We start from the raw sequence: 17,358 nt of genomic DNA, 5'->3' as shown, positions 1-17,358 counted from the left end.
CATGAGTCGATTCTGGAGCCCTTTCGTCAAGGCGCTGGTGCCCTATGTCCCTGGTGAGCAACCCAAGCTTGCCCGCCTGGTCAAGCTGAACACCAACGAGAACCCCTATGGCCCGTCGCCCAAGGCGCTCGAAGCCATGCGCGGTGAAATCAACGACAGCCTGCGCCTTTACCCTGATCCCAATGGCGATCACCTGAAGCAGGCGGTAGCGGACTACTACGGCATCACCGCTGCCCAGGTGTTTGTCGGCAACGGCTCGGACGAGGTGCTGGCGCACATCTTCCATGGCCTGTTCCAGCACGATGCACCTCTGCTGTTCCCAGACATCAGCTACAGCTTCTATCCAGTGTATTGCGGGCTGTACGGTATTGCCTACGAGCAGGTGCCTCTGGACGAGCAGTTCCAGATTCGCGTCGAGGATTACAGCAAGCCCAATGCCGGCATCATTTTCCCCAATCCCAATGCGCCGACTGGCTGCCTGATGCCGTTGCAGGCCATCGAGCAGCTGTTGCAGCAGAACCCGGATTCGGTGGTGGTCGTCGATGAGGCCTATATCGATTTCGGCGGTCAGACGGCGATCAGCCTGGTAGGCCGTTACGACAATTTGCTGGTCACCCAGACCCTGTCGAAATCGCGCTCCCTGGCCGGCCTGCGGGTGGGCCTGGCGGTAGGTCATCCGGACCTGATCGAGGCGCTGGAGCGGATCAAGAACAGTTTCAACTCCTACCCGCTGGACCGCGCCGCCATCGTCGGTGCGGCAGCGGCATTCGCCGATCGCGCTTATTTCCAGCAGACCTGCCAGAAAGTGATCGACAGTCGCGAATCGCTGGTGGGCGAGTTGCAAGCGCGTGGCTTCGAGGTGCTGCCATCGGCAGCCAACTTCGTCTTCGCCCGCCATCCCCAACACGATGCCGCCGCCCTCGCAGCCCGGCTACGCGAGCAAGGGGTGATCGTGCGTCACTTCAAGCAGGCGCGGATCGATCAGTTCCTGCGCATCACCATTGGCACTCCTGAAATGAATCAGGCGTTGCTCGACGCCCTGGTCTGACGCCGTTGCGTTCGCCATGTCCTGCAAGGGTCATGGCGAATGTCTTTTTCAAGGTTATCGAACCACGAGTGCGGACCAGGCGACGCACCTGATCCTGCTCGCCTTCTGACACGAGTTACCAATGCCTGAACCTAGAACGCCCAAAACCCCCGCAGTGGATCCTGACCGCGACCCGTTGCTCATCGACGCCGAGGCGGACGACGAGCAGGTACAGCGCCAGCCGCCGATCAGGCACAAGCCCTGGCTGCTGTTACTCGGCCTGGTACTGGTGGCCTTGAACCTGCGCCCTTCGTTGTCGAGCATGGCGCCGGTGCTGGGGCAGGTTTCCGACGGGCTGGGGCTCAGCGCAGCTCAGGCAGGCCTGCTGACGACATTGCCGGTGCTGTGCCTGGGCTTGTTCGCGCCGCTCGCGCCCATGCTGGCGCGCCGTCTGGGCAGCGAACGGGTGGTGCTGGGCATTCTGGCGACCTTGGCGCTGGGCATCGTACTGCGCAGTGTCCTGGGCACGACAGGTCTGTTTCTGGGCAGCCTGGTGGCCGGTGCCAGTATCGGCATCATCGGTGTACTGCTGCCGGGTATCGTCAAGCGCGACTTTCCACAGCATGCCGGCACGCTGACCGGCGTCTATACCATGGCGCTGTGCCTGGGGGCGGCGGTGGCGGCGGGAGCGACCGTGCCGTTGGCGCACGCTTTGGGCGACAACTGGGCCCCGGCACTGGGGTTCTGGATGCTACCGGCCGTGCTGGCCATGCTGGTATGGCTGCCGCAGGCGCGCAACGGTCATGGCGTGCACAAGGTCGCCTATCGCGTGCGTGGCCTTTGGCGTGATCCGCTGGCATGGCAGGTCACCCTGTACATGGGGCTGCAGTCCTCGCTCGCCTACATTGTCTTCGGCTGGCTGCCCTCGATTCTGATTGGCCGCGGCCTCAGTCCAACCCAGGCGGGCCTGGTGCTGTCGGGGTCGGTGATCATGCAGCTGGTCAGCTCGCTTGCGGCACCTTGGCTGGCCACCCGTGGGCGTGATCAGCGCCTGGCGATCGTGGTGGTCATGCTGGTGACCCTGTGCGGGCTGTTCGGCTGCCTTTACGCGCCCTTGTCGGGGCTGTGGGGCTGGGCAGTGCTGTTGGGCCTGGGCCAGGGCGGCACCTTTGCCCTGGCACTGACCTTGATCGTGCTGCGCTCAAGGGATGCGCATGTGGCGGCAAACCTCTCCAGCATGGCTCAGGGCGTTGGCTACACGCTGGCGTCGATGGGCCCGTTCGCCGTGGGCCTGGTGCATGACCTGACCGGAGGCTGGAATGCTTTGGGCTGGGTGTTCGCCGTGCTTGGTGCAGGGGCCATCGTGTTCGGCCTGGGGGCCGGGCGCGCGTTGCATGTGCAGGTTACCAGCGAGAAGGTCTGATAGCTTCGCGGTGGTACTGGCGTAACCCGGCGAGGCAGATTATCGTGCGGTTTTCACCCTCAGGAAGCCCCTTTAATGAGCGATGCCAACCGCGAGTTGATCACCCGTTTCTACCAGGCTTTCCAACGGCTTGATGCCCAGTCCATGGTCGCCTGTTACAGCGATGACGTGGTGTTCAGTGATCCGGTCTTCGGCACGCTGCGTGGCAAGGACGCCGGCGACATGTGGCGGATGCTGACTCAGCGCGCCAAGGATTTCTCCCTGCGCTACGACAACGTGCGTGCCGATGAGCGCGGTGGTTCGGCGCAATGGATTGCCACTTACGTCTTCGCCCAGACCGGACGAGGCGTGGTCAACACCATCCAGGCACGTTTTGAAATCCGCGATGGGCTGATACACCGGCATGAAGACAACTTCGACCTGTGGGCCTGGTCCCGCCAGGCCTTGGGTGCGCCAGGGCTGCTGCTGGGCTGGACACCCTGGCTGCAAGCGAAAGTACGCCACCAGGCATTCAAGGGCTTGCGCGCGTACCAGCACGCTCAAGGGGCGGCGACCGCCTGATCAGGCTCGTGATAGGTGAACGTGGCACGCTCGCCGGCCTGCCAGGGTAGCCGTATCTTGATCACGGGTATGAAGCCGCCATGGGTGCGGTGCCAGTCTTTTTGATCAGCTTGAGCTTGCTCCAGGGCACCGTACTCCCCGTCGATGTAGAAGAATGACTGGATGGGCAGCTCGCTCGCGTGGGCTTCATCCCAAGCGCCGATCACTATCTCGTTCCAGACAAAGGGCAGCTCGTCAGCAAACAGGCGTTGCGCGCGCAGGGTCTGGTGGAAGGCTTGTGCACGTTCCGGTACGCGCGCCCGGCGTATGTCGAAGGCGCATTGACGCTTATAGTCGCCGGTCAGCCTGAAGCGTGCGATCCAGTCTTCGGCCGTATGCACGCCTTGCTCATGGCAGGCCGCTTCACGTTCGGGTGTCTGTCGATTGTCACCGCATCCCCGGTTGTCTCGTTCCCATGTGTCGCCGTCGGTGGGCCATGCGCAGAGCATTTCATAGCGCAGGGAGCCGGCGGGTCGCTGCAACAGCGGATACAAGGTGAAGCCACTGCGACCATCGGCGGGCAGGCCAGTGGTCGGCAAGTCACTGCGCAGGTAGGAAAACGAAACACCACCTTTGTCCTTGCTGTTCTGGCTATGATGCCAGGTGTGATAGTGCGGGGATGGAAGCGTGGATCTCAGCAAGACGCCGGAGCAGGCATGGGCCGGCACGGCATTGCCCTCGCACTGGGTGGGGATGGCGTTATAGTTTTCCTGCATGCGGGCGGCGGTCTGGGCGCCAATCGAAGCCTGTGCGCTGGCGGTTGCAGCGAGTAGCGCAGTGGCCAGCAGTGAACGAATCTGTGAATGGAGCATGGTGAGCCCTCGTCGAGTGGGCTCATGAAGTTAATGATGGATACAGCCGTTGTGGTGAGTGAAAACGTGCCGGATCAGGTAATAAAACCTTGGTATGTGTACCTGGTTAGGGCGGTCAATGGCGCGCTTTACTGTGGCATCAGCGATGACCCGCGGCGGCGCTTCGAGGCGCACTGCAAAGGCCAGGGTGCACGCTTTTTCAAGACCAGCCCTGCCCAGGCCCTGGTCTACGTGGAGCGGTGGCCGGACAAAGGCGAAGCCTTGCGCCAGGAAAGGCTGGTCAAGCGCTTGCGCAAGTCGGCGAAAGAGGCACTGGTGTCCTCCTACAACGCCGAACCTGCCTGCGGTGCAGTCAGTCCTTGCGACGCTTGAGCTGATCCACGAGCGTTGTGGGCAGACCCTTGATGATCAAGGTGCCAGCCGCTTCGTCGTACTCCACCTTGTCACCCAGCAAATGGGCCTCGAAACTGATCGACAGCCCTTCGGCACGGCCGGTGAAGCGCCGGAATTGGTTGAGGGTGCGCTTATCGGCAGGAATCTCCGGTGACAGCCCGTAGTCCTTGTTGCGGATATGGTCGTAAAAAGCTTTGGGCCGATCTTCATCGATGAGGCTGGACAGTTCTTCGAGCGTCACAGGCTCGCCCAGCTTGGTCTGCGTGGTGGCGTAGTCCACCAGCGTCTGGGTTTTTTCACGGGCAGAGGCCTCGGGCAGGTCCTCGCTTTCCACGAAGTCACTGAACGCCTTGAGCAACGTGCGCGTCTCGCCCGGCCCGTCCACACCTTCCTGACACCCGATGAAGTCACGGAAGTAATCCGAGACTTTCTTGCCATTCTTGCCCTTGATGAACGAGATGTACTGCTTGGAGTTCTGGTTGTTCTTCCATTCCGAAAGGTTGATGCGCGCCGCCAGGTGCAACTGACCCAGGTCCAGGTGCCGCGAAGGCATGACATCGAGTTCGGCGTTCACGGCAACGCCTTCGCTGTGGTGCAGCAGTGCGATGGCCAGGTACTCGGTCATGCCTTGCTGATAGTGCGCAAAGAGCACGTGCCCGCCGGTGGACAGGTTGGATTCTTCCATCAGCTTTTGCAGGTGCTCCACGGCCAGCCGGCTGAAGGCGGTGAAATCCTGCTCCTGGTCCAGGTACTGCTTCAACCAGCCACTGAGCGGGTAGGCACCGGACTCGCTGTGAAAGAACCCCCAGGCCTTGCCCTGCTTGGCGTTGTAGCTGTCATTGAGGTCAGCGAGCAGATTCTCGATGGCGTCGGAGGCTGCCAGCTCGGCGTCACGGGCGTGCAGCACGGCAGGGCTGCCATCGGGCTTTTTGTCGATCAGGTGAACGATGCAATGTCGGATTGGCATGGGATTCTCGGCCAGCTGCAAAAACGCTGAAGTTTACCTCAGACGCTCGGTGATTCAGTGGCCGGATCGTAGCAGAAATGAAGGTTGGCGGTTTTTTGCTCAGATTCGCGGCGTTTTCATCAGTAGGGCCTGAAAACCTGCATTAAATCAGGGGCGGCAGCGGATATTTATCCGCTGCTGTGGTAGTTTTGCGCGGTCTTGCGCCCCTGTTGTGGCGCATTGCTGCAGTACGCGCTCGGCGTGTCGAACCAAACGCTGATTTGCGTATCTACATACCCAATTGGCGCGGCCCTCCAATCTCGTCGGGGCTGGCCCGATAACGTCGTCGTTCGCTGCATAACCATCGAATTTGATAGGGAAGGAACACCACCATGGCATTGACCAAAGACCAACTGATTGCCGACATCGCCGAATCGATCGCAGCGCCTAAAGCCACCGCCAAGAACGCTCTGGAGCAACTGGGCCAGATCGTTGCCGACCAACTGGAAAACGGCGCTGAAATCACCCTGCCAGGCATCGGCAAGCTGAAAGTCTCCGAGCGTCCTGCCCGTACCGGCCGCAATCCTTCGACTGGCGCCGCCATCGAAATCGCTGCCAAGAAAGTCGTCAAGTTCGTACCGGCCAAAGTGCTGACCGACGCCATCAACAAGTAATTGTCGATGCGGTGACCTAACCGCGCTCGGGTTGCCCGAGCGCGGTTTTTTCATGCCTGTGAAATGTGCTTGGCGCGCCATGCCTTGCGTGCAGCATCGTCATGGAAGCTCCAGGCGAGCATGCGGCTTTGTTTCTGCCCTTGGCCCATTTCGACAACGCGCACCGCCGCGGCCCCGGTCTTTTTCAAGACGGCCTCCAGCGCCGGCAGGTTACTGGCCTTCGATACCAGGCTGGTGAACCACAGTGTCTGGCTGGCGTAGGGCGCGCTCTCGTGGATCAATTGGGTGACGAAGCGGATTTCACCGCCTTCGCACCACAGCTCGTTGTTCTGGCCTCCGAAGTTCAGCACGGGCAGCTTGCGCTTGGGGTCCTGCTTGCCCAAGTTCTTCCATTTGCGCTGGCTGCCACGGGTGGCTTCCTCGCGTGAGGCATGGAAGGGCGGATTGCACAGGGTCAGATCGAAGCGCTCATCGTCCTTGAGCAGGCCGCTGAGGATATGCGCAGGGTTGCTCTGCTGGCGCAGGTTGATGACCTTGTCCAGGCCATTGGCCTGAAGGATCGTCCTGGCCGACGCCAATGCTATGGGATCGATGTCCGAGCCCAGGAAGCGCCAGCGGTAATCGCTATGGCCCAGCAGCGGGTAGATGCAGTTGGCACCCACGCCGATGTCGAGCACGCGCACCTGGGCGCCTTTGGGGGGCTGGCCTGCGTTGTCGGCAGCCAGCAGGTCGGCGGCCACATGAATGTAGTCGGCGCGACCGGGGATCGGCGGGCACAGGTAGTTGGCCGGGATGTCCCAGTGCTGGATCCCGTACTGGGCTTTGAGCAGGGCACGGTTGAACACTCGCACGGCTTCGGGGTTGGCGAAATCGATGCTGGGTTTGCCATGGGGATTGGTGAGGGTGAAGCGCGCCAGATCAGGGTGGGCCTTGATCAGGCTCGGGAAGTCGTAGCGGCCCTGGTGGCGGTTGCGCGGGTGCAGGGTGGGTTTATTTTGAGTCATGCTCGGGTCCGGTGCTGCATGTGCTGGCCAGGGGGCCGCTGTGCGGCCCATTCGCGGCACAAGGCCGCTCCCACAGGATAGTGGGGCTCCTTGAAGGCAGCGCCGTTCCTGTGGGAGCGGCCTTGTGCCGCGAAACGAGGGCGAAGCCCTCGCTGGTCAGGTCAGCATTGTCAGGTTACAGCGCTGCAATCCGCGCATGCTGCTCGGTGAAGTTCGCCAACGCCTGCTCGGACTCGGCCAGCTTGGCGCGTTCCTTCTCGATGACGGCAGGCGGTGCCTTGTCGACGAACGCGGCGTTGGACAGCTTGCCGCCCACGCGCGCCACTTCGCCTTGCAGGCGCTGGATTTCCTTGTTCAGGCGGGCCAGTTCGGCATTTTTGTCGATCAGCCCGGCCATCGGTACCAGCACCTGCAGGTCGCCCACCAACGCCGTGGCGGACAATGGCGCCTCGTCGTTGTCGCCCAGCACGGTGAACGATTCGACCTTGGCCAATTTCTTGAGCAAGGCTTCGTTTTCCTGCAGGCGACGCTGGTCGTCGGCGCTGGCGTTCTTCAGGTACAGCGGCAGGGGCTTGCCGGGGCCGATGTTCATTTCGGCGCGAATGTTGCGCAAGCCGACCATCAGCTCCTTGAGCCACTCGATGTCGCCTTCGGCAGCCACGTCGATGCGTGCATCATTGGCCTGGGGCCAGGGCTGCAGCATGATGGTCTTGCCTTCGACGCCGGCCAGGGGCGCGATGCGCTGCCAGATCTCTTCGGTGATGAACGGCATGAACGGGTGGGCCAGGCGCAATGCCACTTCCAGCACGCGAACCAAGGTACGGCGCGTGCCACGGGCGCGCTCCACAGGGGCCTGCTCGTCCCACAACACCGGCTTGGAAAGCTCCAGGTACCAGTCGCAGTACTGGTTCCAGATGAATTCGTACAGCGCCTGGCTGGCCAGGTCGAAGCGGAACTGCTCAAGCTGACGGGTCACTTCGGCTTCGGTGCGCTGCAGCTGCGAGATGATCCAGCGGTCGGCCAGCGACAGCTCGTAGGCTTCGCCGTTCTGGCCGCAGTCCTCACCCTTGTCCAGCACGTAGCGGGCAGCGTTCCAGATCTTGTTGCAGAAGTTGCGGTAGCCTTCGACGCGGCCCATGTCGAACTTGATGTCGCGACCGGTCGAGGCCAAGGAGCAGAACGTGAAGCGCAGGGCGTCGGTGCCGTAGCTGGCAATGCCCTCGGGGAACTCGGCCTTGGTCTGCTTGGCGATCTTCTCGGCCAGCTTGGGCTGCATCATGCCGCTGGTGCGTTTTTCCAGCAGGGCATCGAGGGTGATGCCGTCGACGATGTCCAGCGGGTCCAGCACGTTGCCCTTGGACTTGGACATCTTCTGGCCCTGGCCGTCACGCACCAGGCCGTGCACGTACACGGTCTTGAACGGAACCTGGGGCGTGCCGTCCTCGTTCTTGATCAGGTGCATGGTCAACATGATCATGCGCGCAACCCAGAAGAAGATGATGTCGAACCCGGTCACCAGTACATCGGTGGAGTGGAATTTCTTGAGGAACTCGGTTTGCTCCGGCCAGCCCAGGGTCGAGAAGGTCCACAGGCCCGAGCTGAACCAAGTATCGAGTACGTCGTCATCCTGGCGCAGGTTCACGTCCGCGCCGAGGCCGTGCTTGCTGCGCACTTCCTCTTCGTTGCGCCCGACGTAGACCCGGCCCGCCTCGTCGTACCAGGCCGGGATACGATGGCCCCACCACAGCTGACGGCTGATGCACCAGTCCTGGATGTCGCGCATCCAGGAGAAGTACATGTTCTCGTACTGCTTGGGCACGAACTGGATACGACCATCTTCGACCGCAGCAATGGCAGGCTCGGCCAGTGGCTTGGTGGAAACGTACCACTGGTCGGTCAGCCACGGTTCGATGATGGTGCCCGAGCGGTCACCCTTGGGCACTTTCAAGGCATGGTCGTCGATGCCGACCAGCAGGCCCTGGGCTTGCAGGTCGGCAACGATCTGCTTGCGTGCAACGAAGCGATCAAGGCCGGCATACTGGGACGGCAGGGCGGTGTCTACCTGGTCATTGAGCGAACCATCGAGGTTGAACGCCTGGGCCGCCGGCAGCACCACGGCATTCTTGTCGAAAATGTTCAGCAGCGGCAGGTTGTGACGCTTGCCGACTTCATAGTCGTTGAAGTCGTGGGCCGGGGTGATCTTGACGCAACCGGTGCCGAACTCAGGGTCGCAGTAGTCATCGGCGACGATGGGGATGCGACGGCCAACCAGCGGCAACTCGACGAACTTGCCGATCAGGGCCTGGTAGCGTTCGTCGGTGGGGTTAACCGCGACGGCAGCGTCACCCAGCAGGGTTTCCGGACGCGTGGTGGCGACCACCAGGTAATCCAGCCCCTCGGCGGTGGTGGCACCGTCGGCCAGCGGGTAGCGCAGGTTCCACAGGTGGCCTTTCTCGTCGTGGCTTTCCACTTCCAGGTCGGAAATGGCGGTGTGCAGCTTGGTGTCCCAGTTGACCAGGCGCTTGCCTCGGTAGATCAGGCCGTCTTCGTGCAGGCGCACGAACGCTTCCTTGACCGCTTCGGACAGGCCATCGTCCATGGTGAAGCGCTCGCGGCTCCAGTCTACTGAGGAGCCAAGGCGACGAATCTGCCGGCTGATGTTGCCGCCCGACTGGTCCTTCCACTCCCAGATTTTTTCCAGGAACTGTTCGCGGCCCAGGTCATGACGGTTCAGGCCCTTGGCTTCGAGCTGGCGCTCGACCAGCATCTGCGTGGCGATGCCCGCGTGGTCGGTACCCGGCTGCCAGAGGGTGTCGCGACCCTGCATGCGACGGAAGCGGATCAGGGCGTCCATGATCGCGTTGTTGAAGCCATGACCCATGTGCAGGCTGCCGGTCACGTTTGGCGGCGGGATCATGATGGTGTAGGACTCGCCTGCACCTTGTGGGGCGAAATAGTTCTCGGCTTCCCAGGTGTTGTACCAGGAAGTTTCGATGGCGTGCGGCTGGTAGGTCTTATCCATGCGCGGCGGGACCCTGTGCATTTATTCGGGAAAGCCGGGAAGTATAACCAAGCCGAAGGGCGCAGGCGACAAGCGGCTGCTGGGTGGCCAAGCGGTCTTCATCGCAGTTGGCGTTAGCGATTGGCGCGTTGGAGCGGCCTCGTGCCGCGATGGGCCGCGAAGCGGCCCCAGTATTTGAATCACAACATATAAAATGGGGCCGCTGCGCGGCCCATCGCGGCACGAGGCCGCTCCTACCAGAGGGGCGTAGCTTGCAGGGGTTGTAAAGGCCAGGTGCTCAGCAGCCCTTTCACTCCGAACGTTTGATCAACCGCTCGATGCGCGCATCGAGGCGACGCTTGATCTCGTTTTCGATGTGCGGGGTAAAGTCGTTGATCACATCCTGCATGATCATCTGCGCTGCAGCGCGCAGTTCGCTTTCAAGGTGCAGCAGGGTGTCCTGGCGACGTGCTTGCGGGTCATCAAGGGGGTTGTCGCTGACAGCCGGGGCGGCAGCGCTGTCAACGGGCGAGGGCGCCTGTTCCACCGTGTCGGTGAGCAAAGGCGGTTGCAGGTCGGCATCGCCAAGCAGTTGGCGAATCGACTCGAGGTCGTCGAGCAGGTGGGTGGAGCCGGGCAGGGGAGCGTGCTTGTCCATCGTTATCAAAATCGCTGTAAGCGGTGGTCTTGCAGAGCATAGCCTTGTTCACGGTAGAAACGGAATCGCTCACGCGCCGATTGGCGGATGGCGGCCTCTTCAACCACGATCTCGGCAACCCGCTCGAACTGGCTGACAAAACCGGGAACATTGGCGCCCAGGTTGATCAACAAGTCCTGGTGCCCCTGTGCATGATCCCCGACACCAAGCGCCACGCGCGCATCGGCGTGGTCTTCGGCCAGGTCATGGGGCACGAAGGCTTCGCCCCTGAATGCCCACAAACGCTTGTCCAAGGCGGCACGCTGATCGTCATCCTGGCAATGCAGGTAGACGCGATGGCCCAGCCGCCAGGCTTTGTCGCACAGCTTGCAGGCGAAATCCAGGCGCGCCTCCAGCGAATCGGTGGGCAGTATATAGAAGTCGACTTTGCTCATGTGGGTTCCGTTGGCCGGCAGCGCCCGAGGCACTGCCGGCGCTCGCCGTCAGGCGCCGGCACGGTCCAGCAGGTACTGGGTCAACAGGGGCACCGGCCGACCGGAGGCACCCTTGTCCTTGCCGCCGCTGATCCAGGCGGTACCGGCGATATCCAGGTGCGCCCAGTCATAGGCCTTGGCGAATCGCGACAGGAAGCAACCGGCGGTGATGGTGCCGGCTTTCGGCCCGCCAATGTTGCCCATGTCGGCGAACGGACTGTCCAGTTGTTCCTGGTACTCATCGAACAGCGGCAATTGCCAGGCGCGGTCATCGGCGCGCTTGCCCGCCTCGAGCAGTTGGCTGACCAGCTCGTCGTTGTTGCCCATCAGGCCGCTGGTGTGGCTGCCCAGGGCGACGATGCAGGCGCCGGTGAGCGTGGCGATATCGATCACTGCCTGGGGCTTGAAACGCTCGGCGTAGGTGAGGGTATCGCACAGCACCAGGCGACCTTCGGCGTCGGTGTTGAGAATCTCCACGGTCTGGCCGCTCATGGTGGTGACGATGTCACCGGGGCGAGTGGCGCCGCCGCTGGGCATGTTCTCGGCACAGGCGAGCAGGCACACCAGGTTGATGGGCAGCTGCAGTTCCAGCACCGCACGCAGGGTACCGAACACGCTGGCTGCGCCGCACATGTCGTATTTCATCTCGTCCATGCCGGCACCGGGCTTGAGGCTGATGCCGCCGGTGTCGAAGGTGATGCCCTTGCCCACCAGCACGTAGGGCTTGTCACCTTTCTTGCCGCCTTGGTAGTTGAGCACGATCAGACGCGGAGGTTGATCGCTGCCCTGGCCGACGGCGTAGAACGCGCCCATGCCCAGGTCCTTGATCTTCTTCTCGTCCAGCACATCGACTTTCAGGCCCTTGTGCGCCTTGCCCAGCTCCTTGGCCTGCTCGGCCAGGTAGCTTGGATGGCACAGGTTGGGAGGCAGGTTGCCCAGGTCACGGGTATAGGCCATGCCGGTGGCAATGGCACTGGCGTGGCGCACGGCGCGCTCCACGTCGGCCTGGTTGAGTTTGGTGGTGAGCAGGGTGACTTTCTTCAGCGCCCGAGGCTCGGCCTTCTGGCTTTTGAAACGATCGAATACGTACTCGCCATCGAGTAGGGTTTCGCCCAGCAGGCGATATTTGCCGTAGCCTGTATCGCGGTTGCTCAGCGCAATGTCATCGAGTGCCAGAACGGCGTCGGCGCCGTTGAGGCCCTTGAGCACACCGGCAACGCTGGCCACCAGCTTGCGCCAGGTGCGATCACCCAGCGCCTCGTCCTTGCCGCTACCCACCAGCAGCACACGCTCGGCCTTCAGGCCCGCAACGGCGTGCAGCAGCAGCGTCTGGCCAGGCTTGCCGACCAGGTCGCCACGCTTGAGCGCAGCGCTGATGGCGCCCTCGCTTGCCAGGTCCACGGCCTGGGCCACGGTGCCCAAGGCACGTTTTTCACCGACTGGGATGACCAGCGTTGCGGTCTTGACCGATGCAGCGGCTACGCTTTTTACAACCAGTTCCATCTCAGGGTCCCCGAATGATCGATACGTGTGGCGCCGTGCTGGCCGGCGCTTGGAACGCGACTGGCTGCGCGGTGGCAGGCCAGTGGAAAAGCTGCCAGTTTGAGCCTGCGGCCGGCGTGCTGACAACCCCGGCGTGCTGTGCGATGCGCGGCCAAGTGACAGGCGCGGTCAATCACAGGATAATGCGCGCACTTTATATGGAGGTTCGCCTTGGGCGAACCAGCATTGGCCTTGGATGTACTAAGTCATCGTCTGGTGCCATCGATTGGCAGTCCGTGCTGACAACCCAGGAGTGTCTGGTTTGATCGTCTTTCGTTATCTATCCCGCGAGGTCCTGGTGACCTTGAGCGCCGTCAGTGCAGTGCTGTTGGTGATCATCATGAGCGGGCGCTTCATCAAATACCTGGCCCAGGCTGCACAGGGGGTGCTCGACCCTGGCGTCCTGTTCCTGATCATGGGGTTCCGCCTGCCGGGCTTCCTGCAACTGATCCTGCCGCTGGGGTTGTTCCTGGGTATTCTGCTGGCCTATGGCCGGCTGTACCTGGAAAGCGAAATGACCGTGCTGTCGGCCACCGGCATGAGCCAGCAGCGCCTGCTGGCCATGACTATGGCGCCTGCGGCACTGGTGGCGCTGCTGGTGGCCTGGTTGAGCCTGAGCCTGGCACCCCTGGGCGTGGCCCAGGTGCAGAAGATCATCAGCCAGCAGGATGCCCTGACCGAATTCGACACTTTGGTGCCGGGCCGCTTCCAGACCCTGCGCGATGGTTCGCGGGTGACCTACACCGAGCAGCTTTCCGATGACCGGGTAAACCTGGGCGGCGTGTTCATCTCGGAAAAACGCTTCAACCAGGACAAGACCAAGGACCGCGCCCCGTCGGTGCTGGTGGCCGAGCGCGGGCACCAGGAAATCCAGGCTGACGGCAACCGTTACCTGGTGCTCGAAAACGGCTACCGCTACGACGGCAACCCAGGCCAGGCCGACTACCGCGCCATCAAGTACGACACCTATGGCGTGTTGTTGCCCAAGCCTGAAGTCAGCGAGGAGGTCACCGAGCGCGAGGCGATCCCCACCACCGATCTGTTCGGTGCCCAGGATTTGCGAGAGCGCGCCGAACTGCAATGGCGCCTGTCCCTGCCGATCCTGGTGTTCATCGTGACCCTGCTTGCCGTGCCGCTGTCGCGGGCCAACCCCCGGCAGGGGCGGTTCCTCAAGCTGCTGCCAGCCATCCTCCTGTACATGGCGTACCTGACAATGCTGATTTCCGTGCGCGGTGCACTCGAGAAGGGCAAGTTGCCCATCGCCCTTGGCATGTGGTGGGTGCATGGGCTGTTCCTGCTCATCGGCTTGGGCCTGATGTACTGGGAACCCCTTCGCCTCAAGCGCGCAGCCCGTCGTGCGGAGGTGGCCCGTGGCTAAGCTCGATCGTTATATCGGCCAGAGCGTGCTGGTGGCTATCCTGGCTGTGCTGGGCATCATCCTGGGGCTGGCCTCGCTGTTTGCCTTCATCGACGAAATGGGCGACCTGAGCGATACCTACACGGTGCTCGAAGCAGGCAAGTATGTGCTACTTACCGCGCCGCGGCGGCTGTATGACATGCTGCCGATGGCGGCGCTGATCGGCTGCCTGATCGGCCTGGGTACGCTGGCCAGCAGCAGTGAGCTGACCATCATGCGCGCCGCTGGGGTGTCGATCGGTCGTATCGTCTGGGCGGTGATGAAACCGATGCTGGTGCTGATGCTGGTTGGTCTGCTGATCGGCGAATACGTGGCACCGGTCACCGAAAACAAAGCCCAGGCCGATCGCTCCCTGGCCCAGGGTGGCGGTGAAGCGCAAAGCTCCAAGCGTGGCATGTGGCACCGGCAGGGCGAGGAGTTCGTGCACATCAACTCCGTGCAGCCCAACGGCCTTCTGCTGGGTGTGACCCGCTACCGGTTCGACGACCAGCGCAAGATCATCAGCTCCAGCTTTGCGCGCCGGGCGCGTTACGAAAACGATCACTGGCTGCTGACCGATGTGCGCACCACACTGTTCCATGGCGACCGTACCGAAGTCGTGCAAAACCCTGAAGAACAATGGGATGTGTCGGTCACGCCGCAGTTGCTCAACACGGTGGTGCTGGCGCCTGAATCGCTGTCGATCACCGGCCTGTGGGACTACATCCACTACCTGTCCGACCAAGGGCTGAACAACGCCCGCTACTGGCTGGCCTTCTGGACCAAAGTCCTGCAACCGGCCATTACGGCAGCCCTGGTACTCATGGCCATTTCGTTCATTTTCGGGCCGCTGCGATCGGTGACGCTTGGCCAGCGTGTCTTCACCGGCGTGCTGGTGGGCTTCGTGTTCCGTATTGCCCAGGACCTGCTGGGCCCATCCAGCCAGGTGTTCGGCTTCCCGCCTTTGCTTGCGGTGGTGCTGCCAGCCGGCATCTGTGCTGTGGCAGGCTTGTGGTTGTTGCGCCGCGCTGGATAAACCCGCTGCGCAGCCGCATGGCTGCGTGCTTGACCCTAGGGGCCGCTATAGCGGCCCCTCGTGTTTCAGGGCCGCTGCCGCTTGAGTAGAGCGCTCATTTCTTCGGCTTGGGGACTCGAACCAGTTGGCTCTCGGAGTAGATGTCGTGCCAGCTGCGTTTGCGCTTGTCGACCAGGGCCCAGAAGAAACCCAGCCCCAGGCATAGCCACGAGGCGATGGAAACGACAAACCGCAACAGCGCCTGCCAGAGCGTGATGGGCGAGCCATCGGCGTTCTGCACACGCACGCCCCAGACCTGCATGCCCAGTGTTTGCCCGCCATGGGTCCAGAACTTGGCGAAGAAACCGAATAGCACGAACAGCAGCACCGTGGACAGCAAAGGGTCGCCGTCCAGCGCGCCTGCTTCGGTGAGTTCGCGCATACGCTGCTGGCCGATGATCGCCATCTGGACCATCTTGTAGAGGCCTGCGGTGACGATCAGCAAGGCCGTGCACAGCAAAAAATCATAGAACACCGCAGCCAGACGCCTGCCGAGGCCGACCGGAGGGAAATCACCTTGGGGATGCAGCACAGGCTTGGACATGCAGAATAGCTCCATCACGCAAAGCCGCCATTCTACGGGCAAAAAAAAGCCCCTGCACTGAGCAGGGGCTTTTTTGGGGGTAACAAGGCTTATTCAGCTACCTGTACCTTGTCAGCCTGCATACCTTTCTGGCCTTGTACGGCTTCAAAAGTAACTTTCTGGCCTTCTTTCAGGCTCTTGAAGCCGTTGCCTTCGATGGCGCGGAAGTGCACGAAAAGATCAGCACCGCTTTCTGGGGTGATGAAGCCGAAACCTTTTTCGTCATTGAACCACTTGACGGTACCGTTCTGACGCTGAGACATGGTCTTATTTCCTATGAAACTTAGGTTTGGATGACAGTTTTCTTTCGCTTTCAAACAAGCAAAAGAGTACTGGGCTGGGTTGCAGGAAAGTAAGAGACGTCGAACGGGTTGTAGCAGATTGCGGCTACTGGCCCAGGTCACGAACTGTTGCGACCCATGCAAACACAGTGCGTTGACTCTACGCCAACTACCGAGCGAAAAACAAGCCTTGCAGCGGGTGTAAAAGTGACTGTTTTACAACCCTTGGTCAAATCGCCGAAAAGTGCATGGCGCCTGGCCTGGCGCCATGTTCGCAGTGGCGCGCGCCACGTTCGTAAACGAAGATACCGAGCACAGCCACGTCGTCGATGAAACTGCCTTAAACGCGATAGTAACGGGGCGCTACGAACGGCGTTTTACTGACTTTCAAGGCCACCTTCTTACCGCGCACAAGGGCATATAAAAGCGTGTCCAGGGCGGCATGTTCGGTGTCGACATACCCCATCGCCACAGGGGCGCTGAGTGTGGGCCCAAAGCCGCCACTGCAGATGGTGCCGACCAGGGTACCTTCTGCATCGACAATCTCGGCGCCTTCGCGCACAGGTGTGCGTTCCTGGGGCAGCAAACCAACCCGCTTGCGTTTTACACCCTCACGTTGCTGGCCGAAGATGGCCTGCGCGCCCGGAAAGCCGCCGGCACGGGCACCATCGGCCCGACGTGGCTTGGACATTGCCCACACCAGGTTGGCTTGCACGGGCGAGGTGTCGCTGCTCATGTCATGGCCATACAGGCACAGGCCAGCTTCCAGGCGCAACGAGTCACGGGCCCCTAGGCCGATCGGCTGGACCTCTGGCTGCTTGAGCAGCTCCCTGGCGAGCGTCTCTGCGCCCGCCACCGGCACGGAGATCTCATAACCATCCTCCCCGGTGTAACCCGACCGACTGACCCAGCACGGATGGCCCAGTAACGTGACAGGACGCACCTGCATGAACGTCATGTCAGCCACTTCATGCGCCAGACGCTGCAGAACCTTGACCGCTGCCGGCCCTTGCAAGGCGAGCAGGGCACGCTGGTCGAACAGCGGCTGGACCTCGCAACGTTGGCCGATATGCCGCTGCAGATGCGCCAGGTCCTGATCCTTGCAGGCGGCGTTCACCACCAGCAGCAGTGTTTCGTCACCCAGATTGGCGACCATCAGGTCGTCGAGGATGCCCCCGTGTTCGTTGGTGAACATGGCATAGCGCTGCATGCCAACGGGCAGGTCGATGATGTCGACCGGCACCAGCGTTTCCAGGGCACTGGCAGCGTCGCGACCTTTGAGCAGAACTTGCCCCATGTGCGAGACGTCGAACAACCCGGCTTGTTCACGGGTGTGCAGGTGCTCTTTGAGCACGCCCAGAGGGTACTGCACCGGCATGTCGTAGCCCGCGAAGGGCACCATGCGCGCACCCAGTTCCAGGTGCAGGGCATGCAGTGGGGTTTTGAGCAGTGTTTCGGACATCGATGACT

Annotated in this window: 17 protein-coding genes; 7 read left to right on the top strand and 10 right to left on the bottom strand. The window is 62.0% G+C overall.

Annotated elements, in window-relative coordinates; all coding sequences use genetic code 11:
• The first annotated feature begins 1 nt into the window (after position 1).
• The 3 genes from hisC to B2J77_RS16545 all read left to right on the top strand — a co-directional run bounded on the left by hisC (position 2) and on the right by B2J77_RS16545 (position 3,011).
• On the top strand, positions 2 to 1,048 hold the full coding sequence (hisC, locus tag B2J77_RS16555) for a histidinol-phosphate transaminase (protein ID WP_078479048.1): 1,047 nt from the start codon (positions 2 to 4) through the stop codon (positions 1,046 to 1,048).
• A gap of 121 nt (positions 1,049 to 1,169) precedes the next feature.
• Positions 1,170 to 2,450, top strand: coding sequence for a CynX/NimT family MFS transporter (locus B2J77_RS16550; protein WP_078479047.1), 1,281 nt, complete (start codon positions 1,170 to 1,172; stop codon positions 2,448 to 2,450).
• Between the two features lie 75 nt (positions 2,451 to 2,525).
• The gene (locus tag B2J77_RS16545) at positions 2,526 to 3,011 is read left to right on the top strand and encodes a nuclear transport factor 2 family protein (RefSeq protein WP_058637512.1); all 486 of its coding nucleotides are present in this window, start codon (positions 2,526 to 2,528) and stop codon (positions 3,009 to 3,011) included.
• On the opposite strand, the gene B2J77_RS16540 is transcribed toward B2J77_RS16545, so the two are convergent.
• Positions 2,990 to 3,862, bottom strand: a complete 873-nt coding sequence (locus B2J77_RS16540; protein ID WP_058637513.1) for a hypothetical protein — start codon at positions 3,860 to 3,862, stop codon at positions 2,990 to 2,992. The two genes, B2J77_RS16545 and B2J77_RS16540, sit on opposite strands and share 22 nt — an antisense overlap.
• A gap of 36 nt (positions 3,863 to 3,898) precedes the next feature.
• Here B2J77_RS16540 and B2J77_RS16535 point away from each other — a divergent pair, with 36 nt between their 5' ends.
• Entirely contained in the window at positions 3,899 to 4,234 is a 336-nt protein-coding gene (locus tag B2J77_RS16535) for a GIY-YIG nuclease family protein (RefSeq protein ID WP_230376900.1), read from the top strand.
• Here the strand turns inward: B2J77_RS16535 and yejK are convergent.
• Positions 4,215 to 5,222, bottom strand: a complete 1,008-nt coding sequence (gene yejK, locus B2J77_RS16530; protein ID WP_023533422.1) for a nucleoid-associated protein YejK — start codon at positions 5,220 to 5,222, stop codon at positions 4,215 to 4,217. The genes B2J77_RS16535 and yejK overlap by 20 nt on opposite strands.
• Positions 5,223 to 5,593: 371 nt before the next feature.
• Here yejK and B2J77_RS16525 point away from each other — a divergent pair, with 371 nt between their 5' ends.
• On the top strand, positions 5,594 to 5,875 hold the full coding sequence (locus B2J77_RS16525; RefSeq protein ID WP_003255106.1) for an HU family DNA-binding protein: 282 nt from the start codon (positions 5,594 to 5,596) through the stop codon (positions 5,873 to 5,875).
• 50 nt (positions 5,876 to 5,925) lie between these two features.
• Here B2J77_RS16525 and rlmF read toward each other — a convergent pair whose 3' ends face one another.
• From rlmF to B2J77_RS16500, 5 genes are all read right to left on the bottom strand, one after another.
• Positions 5,926 to 6,879 carry a 23S rRNA (adenine(1618)-N(6))-methyltransferase RlmF gene (gene rlmF / locus B2J77_RS16520; RefSeq protein WP_058637514.1) on the bottom strand — a complete coding sequence of 318 codons (954 nt, stop codon included), beginning with the start codon at positions 6,877 to 6,879 and terminating at the stop codon, positions 5,926 to 5,928.
• A 175-nt stretch (positions 6,880 to 7,054) separates the two neighbouring features.
• A complete protein-coding gene (locus tag B2J77_RS16515; protein ID WP_078479046.1) occupies positions 7,055 to 9,901 on the bottom strand; it encodes a valine--tRNA ligase in 2,847 nt (948 codons plus the stop codon).
• A gap of 289 nt (positions 9,902 to 10,190) precedes the next feature.
• Entirely contained in the window at positions 10,191 to 10,538 is a 348-nt protein-coding gene (locus B2J77_RS16510) for a DNA polymerase III subunit chi (RefSeq protein ID WP_078479045.1), read from the bottom strand.
• A 5-nt stretch (positions 10,539 to 10,543) separates the two neighbouring features.
• Entirely contained in the window at positions 10,544 to 10,972 is a 429-nt protein-coding gene (locus B2J77_RS16505) for a DNA polymerase III subunit chi (RefSeq protein WP_058604426.1), read from the bottom strand.
• 48 nt (positions 10,973 to 11,020) lie between these two features.
• Complete coding sequence (locus B2J77_RS16500) at positions 11,021 to 12,514, bottom strand: leucyl aminopeptidase (RefSeq protein WP_078479044.1); 1,494 nt, start codon at positions 12,512 to 12,514, stop codon at positions 11,021 to 11,023.
• Positions 12,515 to 12,815: 301 nt separating this feature from the next.
• On the opposite strand from B2J77_RS16500, the gene lptF reads away from it, so the two are divergent.
• Together lptF and lptG are read left to right on the top strand one after the other, a co-directional pair.
• A complete protein-coding gene (gene lptF, locus B2J77_RS16490; protein WP_058604428.1) occupies positions 12,816 to 13,931 on the top strand; it encodes an LPS export ABC transporter permease LptF in 1,116 nt (371 codons plus the stop codon).
• Complete coding sequence (gene lptG / locus B2J77_RS16485) at positions 13,924 to 14,985, top strand: LPS export ABC transporter permease LptG (RefSeq protein ID WP_023533306.1); 1,062 nt, start codon at positions 13,924 to 13,926, stop codon at positions 14,983 to 14,985. The genes lptF and lptG overlap by 8 nt, the downstream gene beginning before the upstream one ends.
• A gap of 94 nt (positions 14,986 to 15,079) precedes the next feature.
• On the opposite strand, the gene B2J77_RS16480 is transcribed toward lptG, so the two are convergent.
• The 3 genes from B2J77_RS16480 to gcvT all read right to left on the bottom strand — a co-directional run bounded on the left by B2J77_RS16480 (position 15,080) and on the right by gcvT (position 17,350).
• A complete protein-coding gene (locus tag B2J77_RS16480) occupies positions 15,080 to 15,568 on the bottom strand; it encodes an RDD family protein (RefSeq protein ID WP_058637520.1) in 489 nt (162 codons plus the stop codon).
• Between the two features lie 89 nt (positions 15,569 to 15,657).
• Positions 15,658 to 15,870 (bottom strand): cold-shock protein, encoded by a 213-nt coding sequence (locus tag B2J77_RS16475; protein WP_058637521.1) that lies wholly within the window; start codon positions 15,868 to 15,870, stop codon positions 15,658 to 15,660.
• A 358-nt stretch (positions 15,871 to 16,228) separates the two neighbouring features.
• Entirely contained in the window at positions 16,229 to 17,350 is a 1,122-nt protein-coding gene (gene gcvT / locus B2J77_RS16470; protein WP_078479042.1) for a glycine cleavage system aminomethyltransferase GcvT, read from the bottom strand.
• Positions 17,351 to 17,358: the final 8 nt, after the last annotated feature.

This window comes from Pseudomonas parafulva (assembly GCF_002021815.1).
Lineage (GTDB): Bacteria > Pseudomonadota > Gammaproteobacteria > Pseudomonadales > Pseudomonadaceae > Aquipseudomonas > Aquipseudomonas parafulva_B.
Note: the sequence above shows the minus strand (reverse complement) of the source record. Positions and strands in the feature narration are given on the sequence as shown.